This window comes from Kiloniella litopenaei (assembly GCF_000982415.1).
Taxonomy (GTDB): Bacteria; Pseudomonadota; Alphaproteobacteria; order Kiloniellales; family Kiloniellaceae; genus Kiloniella; species Kiloniella litopenaei.
Map to the genome: position 1 here is coordinate 145,920 of NZ_LANI01000005.1, position 20,398 is coordinate 166,317.

At 45.6% G+C, this 20,398-nt stretch carries 21 protein-coding genes; 20 read left to right on the forward strand and 1 reads right to left on the reverse strand.

Annotation, left to right across the window (positions count from 1 at the left end; translation table 11 throughout):
* The first annotated feature begins 2 nt into the window (after nt 1–2).
* The 12 genes from WH95_RS08825 (at nt 3) to WH95_RS08880 (ending at nt 12,501) form a co-directional block, all read left to right on the forward strand.
* Nucleotides 3–800: a carbohydrate ABC transporter permease gene (locus tag WH95_RS08825; RefSeq protein WP_046505763.1), complete on the forward strand. Its 798-nt coding sequence runs from the start codon at nt 3–5 to the stop codon at nt 798–800.
* 15 nt (nt 801–815) lie between these two features.
* A complete protein-coding gene (locus WH95_RS08830; RefSeq protein ID WP_085902566.1) occupies nt 816–1,094 on the forward strand; it encodes a DUF2160 domain-containing protein in 279 nt (92 codons plus the stop codon).
* 70 nt (nt 1,095–1,164) lie between these two features.
* Entirely contained in the window at nt 1,165–2,874 is a 1,710-nt protein-coding gene (locus WH95_RS08835; RefSeq protein WP_046505766.1) for an ABC transporter substrate-binding protein, read from the forward strand.
* A gap of 141 nt (nt 2,875–3,015) precedes the next feature.
* Nucleotides 3,016–3,540 (forward strand): GbsR/MarR family transcriptional regulator, encoded by a 525-nt coding sequence (locus WH95_RS08840; RefSeq protein ID WP_046505768.1) that lies wholly within the window; start codon nt 3,016–3,018, stop codon nt 3,538–3,540.
* Between the two features lie 77 nt (nt 3,541–3,617).
* Nucleotides 3,618–4,352, forward strand: coding sequence for a DUF4166 domain-containing protein (locus WH95_RS08845; protein ID WP_046505770.1), 735 nt, complete (start codon nt 3,618–3,620; stop codon nt 4,350–4,352).
* Entirely contained in the window at nt 4,336–5,811 is a 1,476-nt protein-coding gene (locus WH95_RS08850; protein ID WP_046505771.1) for a TIGR01777 family oxidoreductase, read from the forward strand. Before WH95_RS08845 ends, WH95_RS08850 begins: the two co-directional genes overlap by 17 nt.
* A 351-nt stretch (nt 5,812–6,162) precedes the next feature.
* Nucleotides 6,163–8,076, forward strand: a complete 1,914-nt coding sequence (locus WH95_RS08855; RefSeq protein WP_157845923.1) for an amidohydrolase — start codon at nt 6,163–6,165, stop codon at nt 8,074–8,076.
* Between the two features lie 124 nt (nt 8,077–8,200).
* Complete coding sequence (gene trpS, locus WH95_RS08860; RefSeq protein WP_046505777.1) at nt 8,201–9,229, forward strand: tryptophan--tRNA ligase; 1,029 nt, start codon at nt 8,201–8,203, stop codon at nt 9,227–9,229.
* 355 nt (nt 9,230–9,584) lie between these two features.
* Nucleotides 9,585–10,499, forward strand: a complete 915-nt coding sequence (locus WH95_RS08865) for a sulfite exporter TauE/SafE family protein (RefSeq protein ID WP_046505780.1) — start codon at nt 9,585–9,587, stop codon at nt 10,497–10,499.
* Nucleotides 10,499–11,296, forward strand: coding sequence for a TIGR02186 family protein (locus WH95_RS08870; RefSeq protein ID WP_052741889.1), 798 nt, complete (start codon nt 10,499–10,501; stop codon nt 11,294–11,296). Before WH95_RS08865 ends, WH95_RS08870 begins: the two co-directional genes overlap by 1 nt.
* A 3-nt stretch (nt 11,297–11,299) precedes the next feature.
* Complete coding sequence (locus WH95_RS08875) at nt 11,300–11,836, forward strand: universal stress protein (protein WP_082114064.1); 537 nt, start codon at nt 11,300–11,302, stop codon at nt 11,834–11,836.
* A 104-nt stretch (nt 11,837–11,940) separates the two neighbouring features.
* Nucleotides 11,941–12,501, forward strand: a complete 561-nt coding sequence (locus tag WH95_RS08880) for a NifU family protein (protein ID WP_046506160.1) — start codon at nt 11,941–11,943, stop codon at nt 12,499–12,501.
* A gap of 95 nt (nt 12,502–12,596) precedes the next feature.
* Here WH95_RS08880 and WH95_RS08885 read toward each other — a convergent pair whose 3' ends face one another.
* A complete protein-coding gene (locus tag WH95_RS08885; RefSeq protein WP_052741890.1) occupies nt 12,597–13,679 on the reverse strand; it encodes a polysaccharide deacetylase family protein in 1,083 nt (360 codons plus the stop codon).
* Nucleotides 13,680–13,819: 140 nt separating this feature from the next.
* On the opposite strand from WH95_RS08885, the gene tsaB reads away from it, so the two are divergent.
* The 8 genes from tsaB to WH95_RS08925 all read left to right on the forward strand — a co-directional run bounded on the left by tsaB (nt 13,820) and on the right by WH95_RS08925 (nt 20,361).
* Nucleotides 13,820–14,521, forward strand: a complete 702-nt coding sequence (gene tsaB, locus WH95_RS08890) for a tRNA (adenosine(37)-N6)-threonylcarbamoyltransferase complex dimerization subunit type 1 TsaB (protein WP_046505783.1) — start codon at nt 13,820–13,822, stop codon at nt 14,519–14,521.
* Between the two features lie 8 nt (nt 14,522–14,529).
* Complete coding sequence (gene rimI / locus WH95_RS08895; protein ID WP_046505785.1) at nt 14,530–14,988, forward strand: ribosomal protein S18-alanine N-acetyltransferase; 459 nt, start codon at nt 14,530–14,532, stop codon at nt 14,986–14,988.
* Nucleotides 14,989–15,154: 166 nt separating this feature from the next.
* The gene (locus tag WH95_RS08900) at nt 15,155–15,568 is read left to right on the forward strand and encodes a MucR family transcriptional regulator (RefSeq protein WP_046505787.1); all 414 of its coding nucleotides are present in this window, start codon (nt 15,155–15,157) and stop codon (nt 15,566–15,568) included.
* A gap of 127 nt (nt 15,569–15,695) precedes the next feature.
* The gene (locus WH95_RS08905; RefSeq protein ID WP_046505790.1) at nt 15,696–16,118 is read left to right on the forward strand and encodes a Fur family transcriptional regulator; all 423 of its coding nucleotides are present in this window, start codon (nt 15,696–15,698) and stop codon (nt 16,116–16,118) included.
* Nucleotides 16,119–16,186: 68 nt separating this feature from the next.
* A complete protein-coding gene (locus WH95_RS08910; protein WP_046505793.1) occupies nt 16,187–17,005 on the forward strand; it encodes a GNAT family N-acetyltransferase in 819 nt (272 codons plus the stop codon).
* A gap of 1 nt (nt 17,006) precedes the next feature.
* Complete coding sequence (locus WH95_RS08915) at nt 17,007–17,843, forward strand: lysophospholipid acyltransferase family protein (protein WP_046505795.1); 837 nt, start codon at nt 17,007–17,009, stop codon at nt 17,841–17,843.
* A 71-nt stretch (nt 17,844–17,914) separates the two neighbouring features.
* Nucleotides 17,915–19,321 carry a tRNA (N6-isopentenyl adenosine(37)-C2)-methylthiotransferase MiaB gene (gene miaB, locus WH95_RS08920; protein ID WP_218044476.1) on the forward strand — a complete coding sequence of 469 codons (1,407 nt, stop codon included), beginning with the start codon at nt 17,915–17,917 and terminating at the stop codon, nt 19,319–19,321.
* Nucleotides 19,318–20,361, forward strand: a complete 1,044-nt coding sequence (locus WH95_RS08925) for a PhoH family protein (protein ID WP_046505797.1) — start codon at nt 19,318–19,320, stop codon at nt 20,359–20,361. The genes miaB and WH95_RS08925 overlap by 4 nt, the downstream gene beginning before the upstream one ends.
* Nucleotides 20,362–20,398: the final 37 nt, after the last annotated feature.

Genomic DNA, 20,398 nt, shown 5'->3' on the forward strand with positions numbered 1-20,398 from the left:
CTATGAAAACCAAAGCTCTCGTCACAATTCTCTATATCGTTTTCTTGCTGTTGCCAATCTATTGGCTGCTAAACATGTCTTTGAAAACGAACGAGGAAATTCTGAGTACCTTTAGCCTTTGGCCACAGGATCTGACCTTTGCCAATTATATGGTGATCTTCACTGACCCCAGTTGGTATAACGGCTACATAAATTCAACGATCTATGTGGTGTTGAACACGGTCATTACCCTGTTGGTTGCTCTGCCTGCGGCATATGCTTTCTCGCGCTATAATTTCATGGGCGACAAGCATCTGTTCTTCTGGCTTTTGACCAACAGAATGGCACCGCCTGCGGTTTTTGCCTTGCCGTTCTTCCAGCTCTATTCAGCTGTGGGACTGTTTGATACGCATATTGCTGTCGCCTTGGCACACTGTCTGTTTAACATTCCATTGGCTGTGTGGATCCTCGAAGGATTTATGTCCGGTGTGCCGCGTGAAATTGATGAAACCGCGTATATTGACGGCTATTCCTTCCCGCGTTTCTTTACCCGTATTTTCACACCGATGATTTCTTCGGGAATTGGCGTGGCAGCCTTCTTCTGCTTCATGTTCTCATGGGTTGAGTTGCTGTTGGCAAGAACGCTGACTTCTGTTGATGCCAAGTCAATTTCTGCGACCATGACACGGACGGTGTCTGCATCAGGTCTTGATTGGGGTGTGCTGGCAGCTGCCGGGATACTGACGATTATACCAGGAATTCTGGTGATCTATTTTGTTCGTAACTACATCGCCAAGGGCTTTGCCCTGGGCCGGGTTTAAAAGGGAGTCCGTATCATGGAATTGAACTGGATGGCCTGGACTTGGCCAACGGCTACTTTCTTTATCATCATTGCAACAACACTTGTTGTTATGACGATATTGGCAATCAAATTCCCCGAAAGGGAAAAGGTTGGAATTCTTAATATTCCAACCACACGTGGGGATCGATTGTTTATCACACTACTGGGCAGTGCTTTTATTCACCTCGGTTGGCTTCTGATGTCAGATATCCAATTGTGGGGAGCCCTCGTCGTAAGCGCTGTCTACGCATTCATCGTTTTTAGATGGGTGTAAACACCTAGAGGGCAATGTGGGGTGACGAGGCAAACTCGTTTACTGAATGAAGCAACAGGGAGATATAATAATGAAGTCCCGTTATATTGGCGGCGCTCTTACAGCCGTCGCTTTGGTTCTCTCAACTGGTGCAGCCCATGCGGATGCAGCAGCTGCTAAGAACTGGATAGAAAATGAATTTCAGCCATCGACTTTGTCTAAAGCTGACCAAATGAAAGAAATGGAGTGGTTTGCAAAAGCCGCTGAGCCTTTCAAAGGCATGGAAATCAATGTGGTTTCCGAAACCATTACAACGCACGAGTACGAATCAAAGACTCTTGCAAAGGCTTTCTATGAAATCACAGGTATCAAGGTTAATCATGACCTGATCGGTGAAGGTGATGTTGTTGAAAAACTGCAGACACAAATGCAGTCCGGTAAAAACATCTATGATGCCTATATCAACGATTCAGATCTGATTGGTACGCACTATCGTTACCAACAGGTTGTGCCGCTTTCTGACTGGATTTCCGGGGAAGGTTCGGATGTAAGCAACCCTGATCTTGATCTGGGTGATTTCATTGGTACATCCTTCACGACTGGTCCAGATGGCAAGCTTTATCAGCTACCTGCCCAGCAGTTCGCTAACCTTTATTGGTTCCGTTATGACTGGTTCTCTGATCCAGATATCAAAGCCAAATTTAAAGCTAAATATGGCTATGACCTGGGTGTTCCGATTAACTGGTCTGCCTATGAAGATATTGCTGATTTCTTTACAAATGACATCAAAGAAATCGATGGTAAGCCTGTTTACGGTCACATGGATTACGGTAAAAAAGATCCATCACTTGGCTGGCGTTTCACCGATGCGTGGCTGTCCATGGCTGGTGCTGGTGACAAAAACATTCCAAACGGTATCCCGGTTGATGAATGGGGCATCCGTATGGAAGGTTGTAGCCCGGTAGGCTCTTCTGTTTCACGTGGTGGCGCGACAAACGGTCCGGCTGCTGTTTATTCCGTATCCAAATATGTTGATTGGCTCAAAGCTTATGCTCCACCATCAGCACCTGGTATGACTTTTGGTGAAGCTGGCCCGGTTCCTGCCCAAGGTGCTGTTGCCCAGCAGATCTTCTGGTACACAGCCTTTACAGCTGACATGGTTAAAGACGGTCTACCGGTTGTTAACGAAGATGGTACACCAAAATGGCGTATGGCTCCTTCTCCACACGGTCCTTACTGGGAAGAAGGCCAGAAGCTTGGTTATCAGGATGCGGGTTCCTGGACTCTGATGAAATCCACACCGGTTGATCGTCGTAAAGCGGCTTGGCTCTATGCGCAGTTCACTGTTGCCAAAACTGTTTCTCTGAAGAAAAGTCACGTTGGTCTGACTTTCGTACGTGAAAGTGATATCCAGCACGAATCTTTCACAGAGCGTGCACCGAAGCTTGGTGGTTTGGTTGAATTCTATCGTTCACCTGCCCGTCTTCAGTGGACACCAACAGGTATCAACGTTCCTGACTATCCAAAACTTGCACAGCTATGGTGGCAGAACATTGGTGATGCCAGCTCTGGTGCAAAAACACCACAGGAAGCAATGGATTCACTTGCAGCAGCTCAGGATAAAGTTCTTGGCCGTCTGGAACGCGCAGGCGTACAGGGCGAATGTGGTCCTAAGCTGAACGAAGAAAAAGAAGCCAGCTACTGGCTGAATCAGCCTGGTTCTCCAAAAGCCAAATTGGCGAACGAGAAACCACAGGGTGAAACAGTTGATTATGACGAGCTTGTTAAAAGCTGGAACTAATTAACTTACTTCCTTGCGAATAGAAGGGCCGGAGGTTTTTCCTCCGGCCCTTTTTTTTGTTTGGGGGGGGTTGAAGGAACATCGTTGACAAATTTTTAAAATTCTTCTATTTCTGTAATAACAGAAATTTCGGAAATAAATATGAAACTTACACCTGCCATGGAACGTTACATTCTTCATTGGGGCGAAATGGGGTCTCGCTGGGGGGTTAACCGTTCTGTTTCACAAATTCACGCTCTGCTTTATCTTGCTGCGCGGCCAATGCATGCAGAAGAAATTGCAGAAACACTTAATATTGCCCGATCCAATGTAAGCACTAGCCTTAAGGAACTCCAAGGGTGGGAGCTTATACATCTTATGCATGTCCTAGGGGATCGCAGGGATCATTTCGAAGCAACCCACGATCTTTGGGAAATGCTTTTGACGATTGCGAATGCCAGAAAGCAGAGAGAAATAGCCCCTACGCTTACGACATTGCGCCAATGTGTTCTTGATGGGTCTGAAGAAGATGCAATTCCTGCCGAGAGCTTGAAACGAATGCAGGATATGCTTGATTTTATTTCCAACCTTACAAATTGGTACGAGCAAATTAGCAAGTTACCAAAAGGGACATTAATCAAGATCATGAAACTCGGGGCAAAAGTAGCAAAGTTTGTTGGGAAATAGATAGGGGACGGGTTGTTGCCTGTCCTTTATTTTTAACAAGTAATTTCTGTTTTGACAGAAATTACAGAAAGAGAGGAATGGTGAGGTGTGAACGCCAAAATGATCAAGGAGTTTCTGCTTATAGTCCTCGAAACACCTTTGGGCTTGTGAAAAATAAGCCCGTTGAAATTACCCCCCCTGTTCCCGATCCGCTTCATATCCGATCTTTACTGGGGGATGCCGCTTGGCAACGGTTGAAACCGGCAATCAGAAAACGCTTTGGTTGTGATGCGCAACCAGGGAAAGCGCACCTGTATCGGGGGAAAATGAAACGGGTTGAGGCCAGCCTTGTGGGTTTGCTTATGGCACATACCGCCAGATTAATAGGAAGCCCCATGGCTTGGTCACGGGGGGTAGATGTTCCGTGTGACGTCATAACGTTTGATGATCCGGACCGTAAGAGGGGCATTGTCTGGGAGCGGCATTATTATTTTGCTCCTGATAAACAGCAAATCGCACGTACAACGAAGCTTGTCAGTGAAACAGAAGGGTTGCTGGAATGTTTTGGCAAGCATTTTGGGATGAAACTCAAGCTCGAAGAAGCAGATGGTGCGCTTCACTTTATATCCACAAAATTTTATTTGCAGTTATTTGGCAAGAGACTGAGCCTTCCGGATTTTTTGAGCCCTGGGACATTGCACGTTACACATCGAGACCTGGGGGATAACTGGTTTCAATTTGTTCTAGAGGTTGATCATCCCGTTTTGGGCCAGCTTGCGTTCCAAGATGGATATTTTAAAGAAGAGGAGATGAAAAATGCTACTCGTGCTTAGCTTACTTGTTCTTCAGGGTATTATGGGGGCTTTTGATAATTTCTGGCACCATGAAATAACCGAGGCACTTCCTTCCAAACCCAGTGCTCGTAAGGAATTAATACTCCACAGTGCGCGTGAATTTATTTATGCAGCGTTGTTCCTGATGTTGGGGTGGGCAACGTGGCACGGAATTTTTGGTATTATTGTAATTATTTTACTGGTTATCGAAGTCGCAATCACTCTGTGGGATTTCATTGAAGAGGATATGACCAGAAAATTACCGCCTCTGGAACGTGTTCTACATACAGTACTCGCAATGAACTACGGAGCTGTATTAGTTTTGCTCTTGCCTATTTTGTGGGGGTGGAGTTTAGGTGCAACCCAGGTCAAAGCAGTTGATTATGGGATTTTTTCCTGGGTTATGACTCTTTATGGTGTTGGTGTTTTTTCTTGGGGAATTCGTGATTTCTATGCAGTTATCAAGCTTGGCCCTCTGCAAACACCTGAACATATTCGACATCCCATTATTGTTGGTTCCATTAAAAATCCCCGAACAGTATTGATAACAGGAGCAACAGGATTTGTTGGCAAGGCTGTTGTGCGGGAACAACTCGTAAAAGGAAAAAAGCTTGTTGTTCTGACGAGAGACAAAGAAAAGGCAAAAAATGCGTTTGGGGATAATGTTACAATTATCGAAAGCTTGGACGAAGTGTCAGACAACACTGAAATTGACCAAATTATCAACCTGGCTGGTGAAGCGGTAATTGGCCTTCCATGGACAAAGTCACGCCGTGAAAGAATTCGAAACAGTCGTATCGGCATCACGAATGATTTGGTTGCTCTTATTGCACGACTGAAAATAAAGCCCACGGTTTTGATTAATGCCTCTGCCGTTGGATTTTATGGGAATGGTGGTGAAAAGCGACTCGATGAAAGTAGTAAGGGGCAGGATATTTTTGTCTCTGAATTTTGCCAGAAATGGGAAGCAGCAGCACTGAAAGCTGAAAACCATGGTGTAAGAGTATCTCTTTTACGTTTTGGGATTGTACTTGGACATGGTGGAGGTGCTTTACCGGGTCTGGCAAGGCCAGTTCAGCTTGGTTTAGGGACTATCATGGGGAGCGGACAGCAATGGATGCCCTGGATTCATCTTAAGGATGCTATTGGATTAATAGATTTCTCTCTTGATTGCCCAAAAGTACGCGGCGCAATTAATGCTGTGGCTCCCGATACTGTCCGACACAAAGATTTTATAAATGCGCTAGGTGATGCCTTGAACAGAAAGATCGTTTTTTCCCTCCCAGAAACTTTTTTAAAAATGATGCTCGGGGACATGTCCGCAATTTTTCTTGAAGGGCAAAACCTTGCACCTTCTAAAGCGATTGCGCAGGGATATACATTTGCTTATCCGACACTTAATGCGGCCTTGAACAGTTTGTTTTTTAGACAGAGAGCTCTGGTTTGTTCGGAAAGTTAAATATCTGTCACTGATTCGGTGAGGTTGTATAAGTAAAAACAAGATGGAGTGAATTATTCTCCATCTTGTTTTTAGCGTTACTGATGAACAGAGAATTTATGAGACATAGGTATGTTATAGTGAGCAAAAACGATCAGGTATTTTACCGTTTCATTGTCTAGGGTGGTTTTGAATGAAAAAGGAGCGGCCCACGTTTATGACAGTTTTATCTGTAAAATCTGTGAAGTGACTGGATTATGAGCGTGGTGTTCAGCTGGTATGTTATGATCCGGCACAATTTTGAAGTTGAGGACCTGTAGGTACAGACAGTCCTTGTAGCGAAGTATGCCGTTGCTCATTTTAAAGGGGCTTATGACTGGCTTTATGACGGATGGTTGCCTGATTCTGGACTACAGGCCTGCAATAGAGATCTATTACAATGATCCGGATAGGGTTTTGGAAAAAGATCTTTTGACGGAAATACGTCCCCCCCTTGGTGGTAAGCTGATGAAAAACTTAAAAACAGAAATATTCACAAAAATATTCCAAGTGATTAAGGCTGTGACCTCGGCCGTTAAAGTCATTGGTAAAGTCATTGGTTTCGGACTGCTGGTGGGTGCAGGTTGTATAACGCAAAGTCATGCTGCAAATGAAGATTATCTTATTGTAAATGCCCAAATTTATACCGTTGATAAAAGTATGCCGTGGGCAGAGGCGGTTTTGGTTGAGAATGGCGTTATTGCAGAAGTGGGGACGGAAAAGGAGCTTCTTGACAAGATTAGTTCTAATGTTGAGGTCATAGATCTTGGCGAGCGGATGTTGATGCCCGGTTTTCAGGATCCGCATCTGCATGCTCTGGAAGCAGGCATCAATGAAACAGTTTGTTTTCTTCCTGCGGAAGGAACGGAAGAAATTTATCGCGGGGAAATAGGCTATTGCCTTGATGAGCAACATGATAATCCCTGGTTTATGGGGGCAGGTGTTTCCATGCCGGCTTTGCTGGAAACAGTGGAATCCCCCATGGCGTTTCTTGATCGATTAATTCCAGATCGACCTGCGGTTATCCTTGATAATCTTGGACATGGTGCCTGGGCCAATACCAAGGCAATGCAGGCTGTGGGATATCTGGATTTTCAAGAGACTCCCGGCGTTCATCCACAGGGAGGATTGATTGACAGACACCCATTTACGGGTCGTTTGACCGGTGTTGTTTTTGAAAATGCGCAACAGAAGCTTCGCAATGCCGCACTGCCACCAACTAAAGATAATGTTGATTTTGCTTATGAAAGTTTGCTTCAGGCACTGGAGCTTTTAGCAGAAAACGGCATTACGAGCGTGAGTGACGCAGGGGGCTATTGGCCCAGAGGTCATCAGGAAGCGTGGATCCGGGCAGAAGAAGAAAACTTGCTCACGGTACGGGCCAGTAATGCGCTTTATCTCTACCCGGATTTGCCGTTTGAGGAACAGATTGCCGAATTTCAAAAGCGGTACAGCAATGACCCTGCAAAGCTTTTGCGGTTTAATCAGGCCAAAATTTATGTGGATGGGATTCTATCTCAGGCAACAGGGGCGCTTTACCAGCCTTATGAAGTCAGCCTTGACCTTCCGAAAGATTTGCAGCGGGGATTCCTGTATTTTGAAGAAGAAACCCTGTTTGACTATGTCAGTGCTCTGGAGCGTTTAGGATTCCAGGTTCATTTTCATGCCACGGGTGATCGCGGTGTCGGATTGGCTCTGGATGCTGTAGCACACGCAGGAAAAGAAAACGGGTCCAGGGGCATCCAACATCGGATAACGCATCTGTATCTTGTTGATCAAAAGGATGTATCTCGATTTACAGGGTTAAATGTCATTACCGATTTTCAACTCGCACCGAGTTCAACCAGTTCGGAAACGAAACGATATCTTGCCGGATTCATTGGTAACCGGGCAGAAAATCTTATGCCTGCCCGCAAGCTATACGAGGCAGGTGTTGAGGTCGTTTTAAGCAGCGATTGGGATGCTGAAGAGTTATCTCCTTTGATGAAGATTGAAGCCGTGCTTACCCAAAAGGACGGGGCTTTTGATCGGGTGGAGGACGTTATTGAGATGATGACGCTTAATGTTGCAAAGCTATTGCAGCACGCGGATAAAACAGGCTCAATTGAACCGGGCAAACTGGCTGACTTTGTTGTGCTGGACCGAAACATTCTGGATATACCAGTAAATGAGATCGGGGCCGTTAATGTAGAGGCGACGCTTCTTGGCGGAGAAGTGGTTTATGATCCGAAGGGTTTGTTCCCCTAGTTCACTCTCGTAACTCAAGGGCTTGCCGCCTGTTGGTTCAAGCTCTTGACCCCAAGGGGTTGAACGGCGATAAAGCCTTTTCTTGAATCTTTGTATCAACCGCTATTGGAATGGATCTTTTCCCATGAAGCGTATCTTCTCGGGCGTACAGCCTACAGGGAACCTACATCTTGGCAACTATCTCGGCGCTATTCGCAATTTTGTGCGCCTGCAGGACGACTATGAATGCATTTTCTGTGTCGTAGATATGCATGCCATTACTGTCTGGCAAGATCCCAAGCAGTTGATTGATAATACACGTGAAGTTGCGGCATCATATCTGGCAGCAGGTGTTGATCCTGAAAAGCATATTATCTTTAATCAATCCCAAGTATCGGCCCATGCTGAACTTGGCTGGATCTTTAACTGTGTGTCCCGGATCGGCTGGTTGAACCGGATGACGCAGTTTAAGGACAAAGCCGGAAAAAATAGGGAAAAAGCATCCACAGGTCTTTATGTATATCCAAACCTGATGGCTGCAGATATCCTTGCCTATAAAGCTACGCATGTGCCTGTTGGCGAAGATCAGAAACAGCATCTTGAGTTGACGCGTGACATTGCCATTAAGTTCAACAATGATTTCAATGTTGATCTTTTTCCTGTACCGGAACCGCTGATATTTGGCGCTGCGACGCGTATCATGTCTTTGCGTGATGGCAGCAAGAAGATGAGCAAGTCTGACCCGTCAGACTATAGCCGTATTACCATGATGGATGATGCAGATACAGTTGCGAAAAAAATCAAGAAAGCAACCAGTGATCCACATTTGATTCCTGGCGCTGAAGTTCTGGATGAGAATGGTAAGCTGCTTGATGATGCCCGCAAAGAACGCCCCGAGGCCTTTAATTTGCTCTCTATCTATGCGGCATTGAACGACAAGGAACTTGTTGATGTTCTGGGGGAATTCGAAGGCAAAGGCTTTGCCGACTTCAAAAAGTCCCTGACAGAAGTTGCGGTTACCAAGCTTGGGCCCATGGGATCGGAAATGAAACGCTTGATGGATGATAAATCCTATGTTGATTCTGTGCTCAAGCAAGGGGCTGATCGAGCTGCTAAATTGGCAGAGCCAGTGATGAAGGAAGTTTTTGACGCCGTTGGTTTTTTACGTCCGTAATGGCATAAGGCAGTTAAATGAAACTGCCGGGTTATATGGGGCCAATATAAAAAATATTTGGCACCAAAGTTATTAGAAAAAGGGTATCAGATGCTTGTCTGGTACCCTTTTTTCATCAGGAAGTATTTGGAAATATGAAGTGACGAGGTTTTGGAATTGGTCAAATTAAAAAAATATTAAGCAAAAAGTTGAAAAATAAAGAAAATATTCAACGGACCCCCTTTTCCTTTTTTGTGAAGCAGGATAGATTCTTTTGGGGGTGCTCCCTTGAAAGCCTATGAATAAAATTGTCTGTCTGCAATGACAGAACAGGGTAGAGCGAAATGAAAACCTGCGAAAAAGGCGACTGACGGCAATGCAAATTTATCTGCCGATCGCTGAGATATCTGTCGATATAGTCCTCTTACTGGCAATGGGGGGCGGTGTCGGATTGCTGTCGGGGATATTTGGAGTTGGGGGCGGCTTCTTAATGACGCCCATTCTGATATTTGTTGGTGTTCCCCCGGCTGTTGCTGTGGCAACACAAGCGAACAATGTGATTGCGTCATCGGTTTCCGGTGTTTTTGCCCATTGGAAACGGGGAAATGTTGATTTCCTGATGGGCTGGATCCTTTTGGTGGGTGGTTTTATTGGGTCCACACTGGGTGTGGGTCTGTTTTCTCTGCTTAAAAGCCTTGGCCAAATTGATTTGGTTATTAATCTCTCTTATGTGATTTTTCTGGGAACTATCGGGTTGTTGATGATGCTCGAAGGCATCAAGGCGGTGTTCCGGCGCCGAAAAGCAGGCGGTGCTTCCCGTGGTAAGTTACACGAACATAACTGGTTCCACGGTTTGCCGCTTAAGATGCGGTTCCGTAAGTCTCGTCTTTACATTTCTGCTCTGCTGCCCTTGGGAATTGGTTTTTTTGTTGGTGTCCTCTCGGCGATTATGGGGGTTGGCGGTGGATTTATTCTTGTTCCGGCAATGATCTATATGCTGGGCATGCCGACAGCGATGGTGATTGGCACATCACTTTTCCAAATCATTTTTGTTGCCGCGAATGTTACTTTTTTACAGGCGGCCCAAAATCAGACAGTTGATGTCGTTCTTGCGCTCTTGCTTTTGGTTGGTTCTGTCCTCGGTGCCCAGGTTGGTACGCGGATCGGCGCCAAGATGCAGGGTGACTGGTTACGTCTGTTGCTTGGTATTTTGGTCGTTATGGTCTGTGGCAAGCTGTTTCTTGATCTTCTGATTGAGCCTGCGGACCTTTATGCTTTGGAGATGCTGTGATGATAAATTTATCAGCATCAGGTACTTGTCGGCGTCTCTCTGAAACCAGATTTTCTTCATTTATTGCGATTTGGGCCGCTGTTTTTTCATTTCTTTTTGTTCTGACGGCGAAAGAGACAAAGGCAATTGAAGCAGATCTTTCCAGTCATCTCGTCGCGATTACGGCTGGTTTTTCTGGCGATCGTATTTTGCTGTTCGGCAGTATTAATTCCCCCGGTGAGGTTATTGTGGTCGTTAGGGGGCCGGATACAGATTTTAAAGTGCAGCGAAAAGGACAGGTTGCCGGGATCTGGATGAATACAGCATCAATGAAATTCGAAAGTGTACCGAGTTTCTATTCTATTGCTTCGACGGGCCCAATTGAAGAAATATCATCGTCGGCGACGCGCGCCCTTAATGCCATCGGGTTTGATAATATCGGTCTGGAGCTTCCGGTGACAAAGGCTGCGGGAAAGCTGGCAGATGACTGGAAGGATGCCCTTCTTCGGAATTTGTTGCGCAGTGGTAACTATCAATTGGAAAATGCGGAAATTGTTTTTTTAGGCGAACATTTGTTCCGTACAGAATTTGAGTTGCCTGCAAATGTGCCGACAGGCACGTATTCTGTCAGTGTTTATCACCTGCGCGATGGGCAGATTATAGATGCGCGCACGACCCCCTTAACTGTATCAAAAATTGGGGTAGAAGCTGAAATTTATGACTATGCACACCTTCATAGTGCGATGTATGGTATTATCGCCATTGTGGTTGCTTTGGTATCCGGCTGGATCGGTCATTTAATTTTCCGCAAGGGATAAGGTATGAGTGAAACAGAATCGACAGAATTGAAAATCGATCAAGAAACCGATGGAAAAAAGTGCCGTAATCACGGCTCTACAGATCGGATTTTCCTTGTTGTCGTCGATGACAGTGACGAGATGTTGCAAGCAATGCGTTTTGCCTGTCGGCGCGCCTTGCATACAGGTGGGCGTGTTGCACTGTTGTATGTTATTGAACCTGCTGAGTTTAATCACTGGGCAGCTGTCGGGGATTTGATGCAGGAAGAAGCCCGCGAAGAAGCTGAGGCACGGTTGAATAAGCTGGGCGAAGAAGTACTTGAATACTCTGGACAAATACCTGTTCTTTATATGCGCGAAGGTGATCGTCGTGATGAGCTGGTCAAGCTTGTAAACGAAGACGATCAGATCTCTATTCTGGTTCTGGGGGCGAGTTCCGGGTCTGGTGGTCCTGGGCCTCTTTTAACGGCCCTGATGGGGAAACATATCGGTAAATTGCGTGTCCCGATTACGGTTGTGCCCGATAATTTGGAGCCCGCAGAAATAGACGAGATCAGCTAAAGAAATATTCTATATGAATATTCATTCTGGATAGGGACTTGAATAGCCCCTATAAGATTACATATAAGAACAACAATCATAGACCGATTTTAAACGAGCAAGATATGTTTATCCAAACAGAACAGACGCCAAACCCGGCTACGCTAAAGTTTTTACCAGGATGCCCGGTGCTTGATGGCGGGACAGCTTTTTTTGAAGCAAAAGAAGCGGCTTCTAATTCTCCCCTTGCTCTTAGATTGTTTGAAATCGAAGGCGTGACTGGCGTGTTCTTTGGTGGTGATTTTATTACCATCACTAAGGCGGAAGACAAGGAATGGTATATTCTAAAGCCATCCATTCTTGGTACAATTATGGAACACTTTACAGCAGGTCGCCCCGTGATTACCGATGCTTCCGCGGCAATGTCTTCACATGCTGAAAGCGATGAAGATGATGATGAGATTGTGTCCCAGATTAAAGAATTGTTGGATACGCGTGTGCGTCCGGCTGTGGCACAAGACGGTGGTGATATCGTTTTTCACGGATTTGAAAATGGCATTGTCTATCTTCACATGCAGGGTGCGTGCGCTGGGTGTCCAAGTTCTACTGCGACGCTGAAAATGGGCATTGAGAATATGTTGCGCCATTACATTCCCGAAGTATCCGAGGTACGCGCGAGTGCTTAGATAGTTCCAAAGGCTGAATACTGAATCTTTAGAACCCGAAGCTGAATATTCAGCTTCGGGTTTGTTGTGTCTAATTCAGATATTAAATTTTGAGTTCAGGGGATGTAATATTGCTGCCCGAACCAACGCCAACGTCCATTGGGGCCAAGCATTGTGCAATTCAGACGCGCCCGCCCTGCTTTAAAGGGCTCTTTTAGTCGCACTTCTATTCGGCCCCCCCCGAGCTCCTGTATCGTTAGTTCACCCTGAGAACTATAACAGTTCAATCCCCGATAGGATCCGTTTTCGCGAGGTTTTATTTCTGGGGCAATGGTAAATCCGATAAGGGGTGGGTTTGTTGCCTCGGTGAGAGTCAAGTTCTCGGGGAGCACCGCAGATACAGGGAGAGGCAGGCTGTTTATGGCCAGTTTAAAACGTTCCATTGTGCCAAAGCGGTCATTAAATGGGTAGCGCGGTAAAGCCATTAAGTTGGAATTGGGACCAATGGCGCCTGAATGTTGGCCAAAAGCGGCTTTAAATCCTGCCACCTTTAAAACATTTTCCAGATCATTACTGATTTCGCCAAAAGGATAGGCAAAGAGATTGGGTTGTTTTCCCAGTGCACGTCTGAAAGTTTGATTGGATTGATCAATAATCTGCTTTTGTTCTTGTTGTGACAGGTGGGCAATGTGCCTGACTTCGTTCGCATGATTACCTATAGTTACAAGTGGATCAGAAGAAAGCTCTCTAATTTGGGACCAACTCATATAGCCGATCCGATTTTGATCAACTGCAGAGGTTGTTACAAACAGTGTGATCGGAAGCCCTGCTTTCTGCAAGACAGGCCAAGCCGTTTCGTAGAAAGAAAGATAGGCGTCGTCGATTGTGATTGAAATCGTTCGATCTGGCAGCGGTAAATTATTTTTGATGGCATCAACGACATCTGTAAGAGGGAGCACGTTATACTTACTGTCTTGGAGCTCTCGCACATGATCTGTCAAAACGGATAGAGCAGTACTGGTTGTTGGATATTTACTTTCTTCAAAGCGTTGATACATAATGACTACAGCGCTGTTTCCATTTGCACTTTCAATGGGTTTTTTTGCTTCCTGTGCTGATGCTATCTTTTGAAAGCCGCATATGCCGACGGCCGTTGCAAGAAGAAGAAAGAATAATGGAAAGCTTTTTAGTCTAAGCATAGTCGCTCGTTCAGTTTTTAATCAGACATGGTTATTCGCGGTCTTCAATTGTAACAAAGCCCCATCGCGGATATAAGCCATAATGTTATTTAAGCTATGGGCTAAGTTAACCTGGGTGTCAAAGGGATGGTTTCACGATAATGCGGGCTGATAATTCATTACTGCTTGGTTTGGATACTGCTGGGTCTTCTTGTTCTGTTGCGATTATCGACAAAGGCCAAGTACTTGTTTCGCGTAGTGAGACAATGCGGCGCGGACAGTCAGAACGCCTTTTGCCTATTGTGCAGGATTTGCTGGAGGAAACTGGTAAAGATCTGATGGATATGGATGGCTTTGCCGTTACGACAGGTCCGGGCGGGTTTACGGGGGTTCGTATTGGCTTGGCTGCGGCTCAAGGCTTTGCCCTTGCATGCAACAAGCCCCTTGTCGGTGTGAATAATTTTGAGGTGCTGGCACGTGGTGTACCTTCTGATGAAAAGGGAGTCGAGACACAAGTTGTTGTTATCATTGATGCCAAGCGTGCTGATTTGTTTGTTCAAAGCTTTGATTCAAAGCTGAAGCCATTGATGGAACCTTTTTCAGTACTTCCAGAAGATTTAAATAATAAATTGCCAAGTGGTCATCTGCTGTTGGTTGGGGATGGTATTGACCAGGCTATTGAGGAGCTGAAACAATCGGGTCGGAAAATAACCATTTCTAGGTCATCATCGAATGCTGATGCTCAAAATTTGTTGCTTTGTGCCATAGAACAAGACCTGTTTAATAAAGAAAATCAATCTGTTGAGCCACTGTACTTACGGGCTCCTGATGTTTCATTGCCGAAAGATAAAACAATATTTTAGATAAAGGTATGAGTGACCTTCCCGAAGTAACTTTTTGCGGTATTGAGCATGTTGATCTTCTGGCCGAGATGCATTCACGGTCATTTGCCGTTTCCGCGTGGAATGCAAAAGATTTTTTGGGATTACTTATTCAAAAAACAAATAAGGGTTTTATTTATTGTAAAAATGGACACCCGGTTGGTTTTATTATTTGGCAAGAAGTTGCCGGAGAAGCTGAAATATTGACCTTTTGCGTTGATCCGGGGTCTCGTGGGCAGGGATATTCAAAAAAAATCATTTCTCTTTTATTTGAGCACCTGAACCAAGCATCTGTTTATAAGATGTTTTTAGAAGTTTCTGAAGATAATATGATTGCGCTATCTCTCTATCGGACTATGGGGTTCGAGGAAGTCGCCCGAAGATCCAAATACTACCACAGACCTGATGGTTTATCTGTTGATGCAGTTATCATGTCTGTGGATATTTAAATGATTCTAAGCGTTATTGTTTTTGAAAAATTGAATGTAAATATTTTGCAGAAATTAACTTGAAATCTGTAAGAAATAACTTTAACTCACTTGTTGGTATGTTATGAATTAAATAATATTTTGATCATTACAAGATAACTTTATATTGGGAAAGAACAGTCATACTATGTCTGAAGATAACTCCTCGTTAGAATTAGTAGAACTTACAACCAGTCTTGTTTCAGCACATGTTTCCAACAATTCTGTAGCCGTGGCAGATTTGCCTCAATTGATCCGCGAGGTTTACGGTACCCTGTCCACATTGGGCCAGGAAGAAAAGAAAGAGCCAGAGCGTCCGACGCCGGCTGTATCTATTAAAAAATCCATCACGCCAGAATTTATTGTGTGTCTGGAAGACGGTAAGAAACTTAAAATGCTTAAGCGTCATTTAAAAACAGCATACAACATGACGCCAGAGGAATATCGCGAGCGCTGGGGTTTGCCACAGGATTATCCAATGGTTGCGCCAAGCTATGCAAAACAACGTAGTTCTTTGGCAAAGCAGATTGGTTTGGGGACAAAAGCTAACAGAACCAAGTAATCAATTTTCTTTGAACTGATAAGCCTTAAAAAATGCGCTATCGGGCTTTTCTCGGTAGCGCATTTTGTATAGATTAGAATTATTCAAAAAAGTAACCGTATTCATTAAAGATGAGCTCAGGGTAATTATGGCATCAAAACTGGAAGTTCTTTGTGCTGAAAAAGGTCTGAAGATGACCGAGCAGCGACGCGTTATTGCAAGGGTTCTTTCTGATTCTACGGATCATCCTGATGTAGAACAGGTATATCATCGGGCTTCCAAGCTGGATTCTAAAATTTCTATCGCGACTGTTTATCGGACCGTTAAGCTTTTTGAAGAAGCCAATATTCTTGAGCGGCATGATTTTGGTGATGGTCGTGCCCGTTATGAAGAGGTTACCGAGCGCGTCCATGATCACCTTATTGACGTGAATTCTGGGGAAGTTTTGGAATTTTCTGATGATGAGATCCACGAACTCCTGAGTAAAATGGCGCAAAAGCTTGGTTATCGCCTGGTTGATCATCGTCTTGAACTTTATGCTGTTCGTGAAGGCTGTAGTGCAATAAAATAGACACAATTTTCTGGCACAGTCCTCGCCATGTTTAAATTCGCTATGTCTATCCAGGGAACACGCTGAGCATGAATGAGGGTACTTCACGACCCGTCGATGTAACTGCGGGACAACTTACGATCCGTTTAGCCGAGAGCGAACGGGAAGTTTTGGCCGCGCAGAATTTGCGATATGATATTTTTTATCGCGAGAACTCCGCTCAACCAACACCAGAGATGGAAGAACAAAGCCGAGATTTTGATAGCTTTGATCCATTCTGTGACCATTTGCTTGTTTTCGATAATGACCGGGGAACAGGGCCAGAAGCTGTTGTCGGCACCTATCGTGTCATGCGCCGCGAAGGTGCAAAAAAACGTGGACAGTTCTATTCGGTTGATGAATTCAATCTGGAAAAGCTGCTGAATTTTGATGGTGAAATTCTGGAGCTGGGGCGATCCTGTATCAATCAGGAATATAGACGCGGTTCGACAATGCAGCTTTTATGGCGCGGCATTGCCCAGTATGTTTTCACCTACGACATTCGATATATGTTTGGCTGTGCAAGCTTGCACGGCATTGATCCCAAGCAAATGAAGGTGCCTTTGTCGTACCTCTATCACAATCACCTTGCTGATCCTGAGATTCGCCCCAAGGCTCTGCCGGAAAGATTTAGTTCCATGAATCTTATGCCGGCGGATGAAATTGATCCCAAGGCAGCCATTAAAGAACTTCCCCCTTTGATTAAGGGCTATTTGAGGCTTGGCGGTGTTATTGGCGATGGCGCTGTGATTGATGAACAGTTTGGCACCACGGATGTCTGCGTGATTGTTGAAACAAGCCGTGTAACAGACAAGTATTATAAACATTATCGCCGTGAAACGGACAATGCAGCACAACAGGTAGCGTGATATGTCGGACATCGCTGTAGCTTCTGGTTTGGGATCTGATTTAAGAGCCTCTTGCCGTTTGATCGTGTATGTCCTTTTCACTCTGGCTTTGATGCCGTTACAGCTTCTGCTTTTGCTCTTGCGATTGCCCGGGCGTTACAAATTACCCCTGTGGTATCATAATGCGACCTGCTTTTTGAATGGCATCAAGATCGTGACCCGCGGGCAGCAAAGCACACGTCAGCCGACACTCTATGTATCCAATCATGTTTCCTACTTGGATATTTCTGTTCTGGGCAGTTTGATTGACGGGCACTTTGTCGCGAAGTCTGAGGTTGGAAACTGGCCGTTCTTTGGATGGCTTGCAAAGCTATCCGGTACAGTTTTTATTCAGCGTCGTCGGCATAAATCCAGTGAAAGCCGCGATAATATGGCAAAGCGGCTTGGAAATGGTCGTGATTTGATTTTATTTCCAGAGGGTACTTCGAGTGATGGGACCCGGGTACTCCCCTTCAAATCGGCGCTCTTTTCAGTTGCTCAGGCATCAGAAAACGATAGCCCCTTGCTGGTTCAGCCAATCTCTATTACATACACCCGGTTGGATGGTATGCCGATGGGGCGTCTTTGGCGCCCTTTTTATGCTTGGTACGGCGATATGGAATTGCCCGGGCATTTATGGCATGCGCTGGCTATGGGTGTTTTGACTGTAGAAGTTGAGTTCCTGGAGCCGGTAGAAGCGAGTTCTTTCGCCAATCGGAAAGATATGGCCAGTCACTGTCACAAGGCGGTATCCGGCGGTGTTTCCGATGCCTTGAGAGGGCGTAGATTACAAATAGCTTCAAATCCCAACAGATGGTAATTTAACAAGGTGTCTGAACGGTTTATCACATATGTAGCCGAAAATGACACTAGGCTGAATTGGTAATTACGTTGGCAAAAAAGCTCTATATTAAGACCTATGGCTGTCAGATGAACGTCTATGATACGGTTCGGATGACAGATGTTCTGGCTCCTTTGGGATATAAAACCGTTGATAGCCCCGACGCGGCAGACATGGTTATACTCAATACCTGTCATATACGCGAAAAAGCTTCCGAGAAGGTCTTTTCGGAACTTGGACAGCTGCGACGTTTGAAAGAAAAGCGCGAATCCGATGGTGATCGCATGCTCATCGGCGTTGCTGGCTGTGTAGCGCAGGCTGAAGGCGAAGAGATTCTACGCCGTGCCAAACAGGTCGATATGGTTTTTGGTCCCCAGACTTATCATCGTTTGCCCGAAATGGTTACCAAGGCTTTGGGGAATACATCGGGGCGGGGGATTTCCGACACGGATTTCCCGGTGGAATCCAAATTTGATTTCCTGCCAGAAGAAAGCCAGACACATGGTCCTTCTGCCTTTTTGTCTGTTCAGGAAGGTTGTGACAAATTCTGTACTTTCTGTGTCGTTCCCTATACCCGTGGAGCCGAATTTTCGCGCCCGGTAACGGCGATTGTCGATGAAGCCAAGCGTCTGGTTGCCAACGGGACGCGTGAAGTTACCCTTCTTGGGCAGAATGTTAACGGCTATCACGGCGAAGGTGCGGACGGTAAAACATGGCGTTTGGGACGATTGCTCAGAGAGCTTGCCGAAGTTGATGGAATTGAACGTCTTCGTTATGTGACGTCGCATCCGAACGATATGGATGACGAGCTTATTGATACCCATCGTGATCTTTCAGAGTTAATGCCGTATTTGCATTTACCGATCCAAAGTGGCTCTGACCGCGTTTTGGAAATGATGAACCGCAAACACACTGGGGACGAATACCGCCGGGTCATTGATAAGCTTCGGGATGCTTGTCCTGAACTGGCGCTGTCTTCTGACTTTATCGTCGGGTTCCCGGGCGAAAGCGATCAGGACTTTGCTGATACCCTGCGTTTGGTTACCGATGTGAATTACGCCCAAGCCTATTCTTTCAAATACAGCCCGCGTCCGGGCACACCGGCTGCAAGTATTGATGCCCAGGTTCCTGAAGATGTTAAATCGACACGTTTGGCAATGTTGCAGGAACTGCTCAATGCTCAGCAAATGGCTTTTAACCAGAGTATGATTGGCAAGACACTTTCGGTTCTGATTGAACGTAAAGGCCGTGAAGTTGGTCAATTGGGGGGCCGTAGCCCTTACATGCAATCTGTCTTTGTGCAGGCACCGGAACGTCTGATGGGGCAAATTGTTGATGTCAAAATTGAAACAGCAAAGCCAAATTCTTTAACAGGTTCAGTAGTAACAGGTGACTTTGGTGTTTTTGACGCGCATAATATGGAACATGCAAAAGCCGCAATGGAGGGACGCATTTGACAGCCAGAGCTCGTAACGGACAAGCCGCTCGTGGTGCACGGCAGAATAAATTAATTGAGTTTGATGATAATAGTCTTCTCCCCATGCTTTATGGGGAACATGATCAGCATCTTGTTCGATTGGAACAGCACCTTGATGTGGATCTCGCTTCGCGTGGAAATCAAGTATCAATAAGCGGTAGTAAAGATTCTGTAGCGACAGCTAAGGTTGTTTTAAAAGCATTATACGAACGATTGCAAAAAGGTCTGGATGTTGGCGATAGCGAAGTTGATGCTGTTGTCCGCATGGCGCAAATCACACCGGATGTTGATGAAACCGAAAAGGCCGTAAAGTCAACGCATGGTGATGAGCTGGCAATCGTTACCCGCAAAAGACGTCTGAATCCGCGATCTCCGGGACAAGCTGCTTATATCAAAGCGATGCAACGTCACGAGCTGGTATTTGGCGTGGGGCCTGCTGGAACGGGCAAAACCTATATGGCCGTTGCCTATGGGGTGTCACTTTTGCTTAACGGGGATGTTGAGCGGATCATTCTCTCGCGTCCGGCTGTTGAAGCCGGGGAGCGGTTGGGTTTTCTTCCTGGGGATATGAAAGACAAAGTCGATCCTTATCTGCGTCCGCTTTATGATGCCCTGCATGATATGCTTCCTTCGGATCAGGTTATGGGACGGTTGGAAAACGGTGAAATAGAGATTGCTCCGCTTGCCTTTATGAGGGGGCGGACCTTATCAAATGCTTTTGTTATTCTGGATGAAGCTCAAAATACGACTCCAGTACAAATGAAGATGTTTTTGACCCGGCTTGGGGAACGTTCTCGCATGGTTGTGACGGGTGATATGTCACAGGTCGATTTGCCCAAAGGGCAATTATCTGGCCTTCGAGATGCCTCGCAGACGCTTGCCAAATTGGAAGAGGTCGGTTTCGTTCAGTTTGCGCATGCAGATATCGTGCGGCATGAGTTGGTGACCAAGATCGTACGCGCCTATGATAACCGTCAAAATAAAGGTGAAGCTGAAGAAAGAGATTTCTTTGATGGCTAACCTGTCTGCAAGTTATCCGGAAATTGAAGGGCCTTCG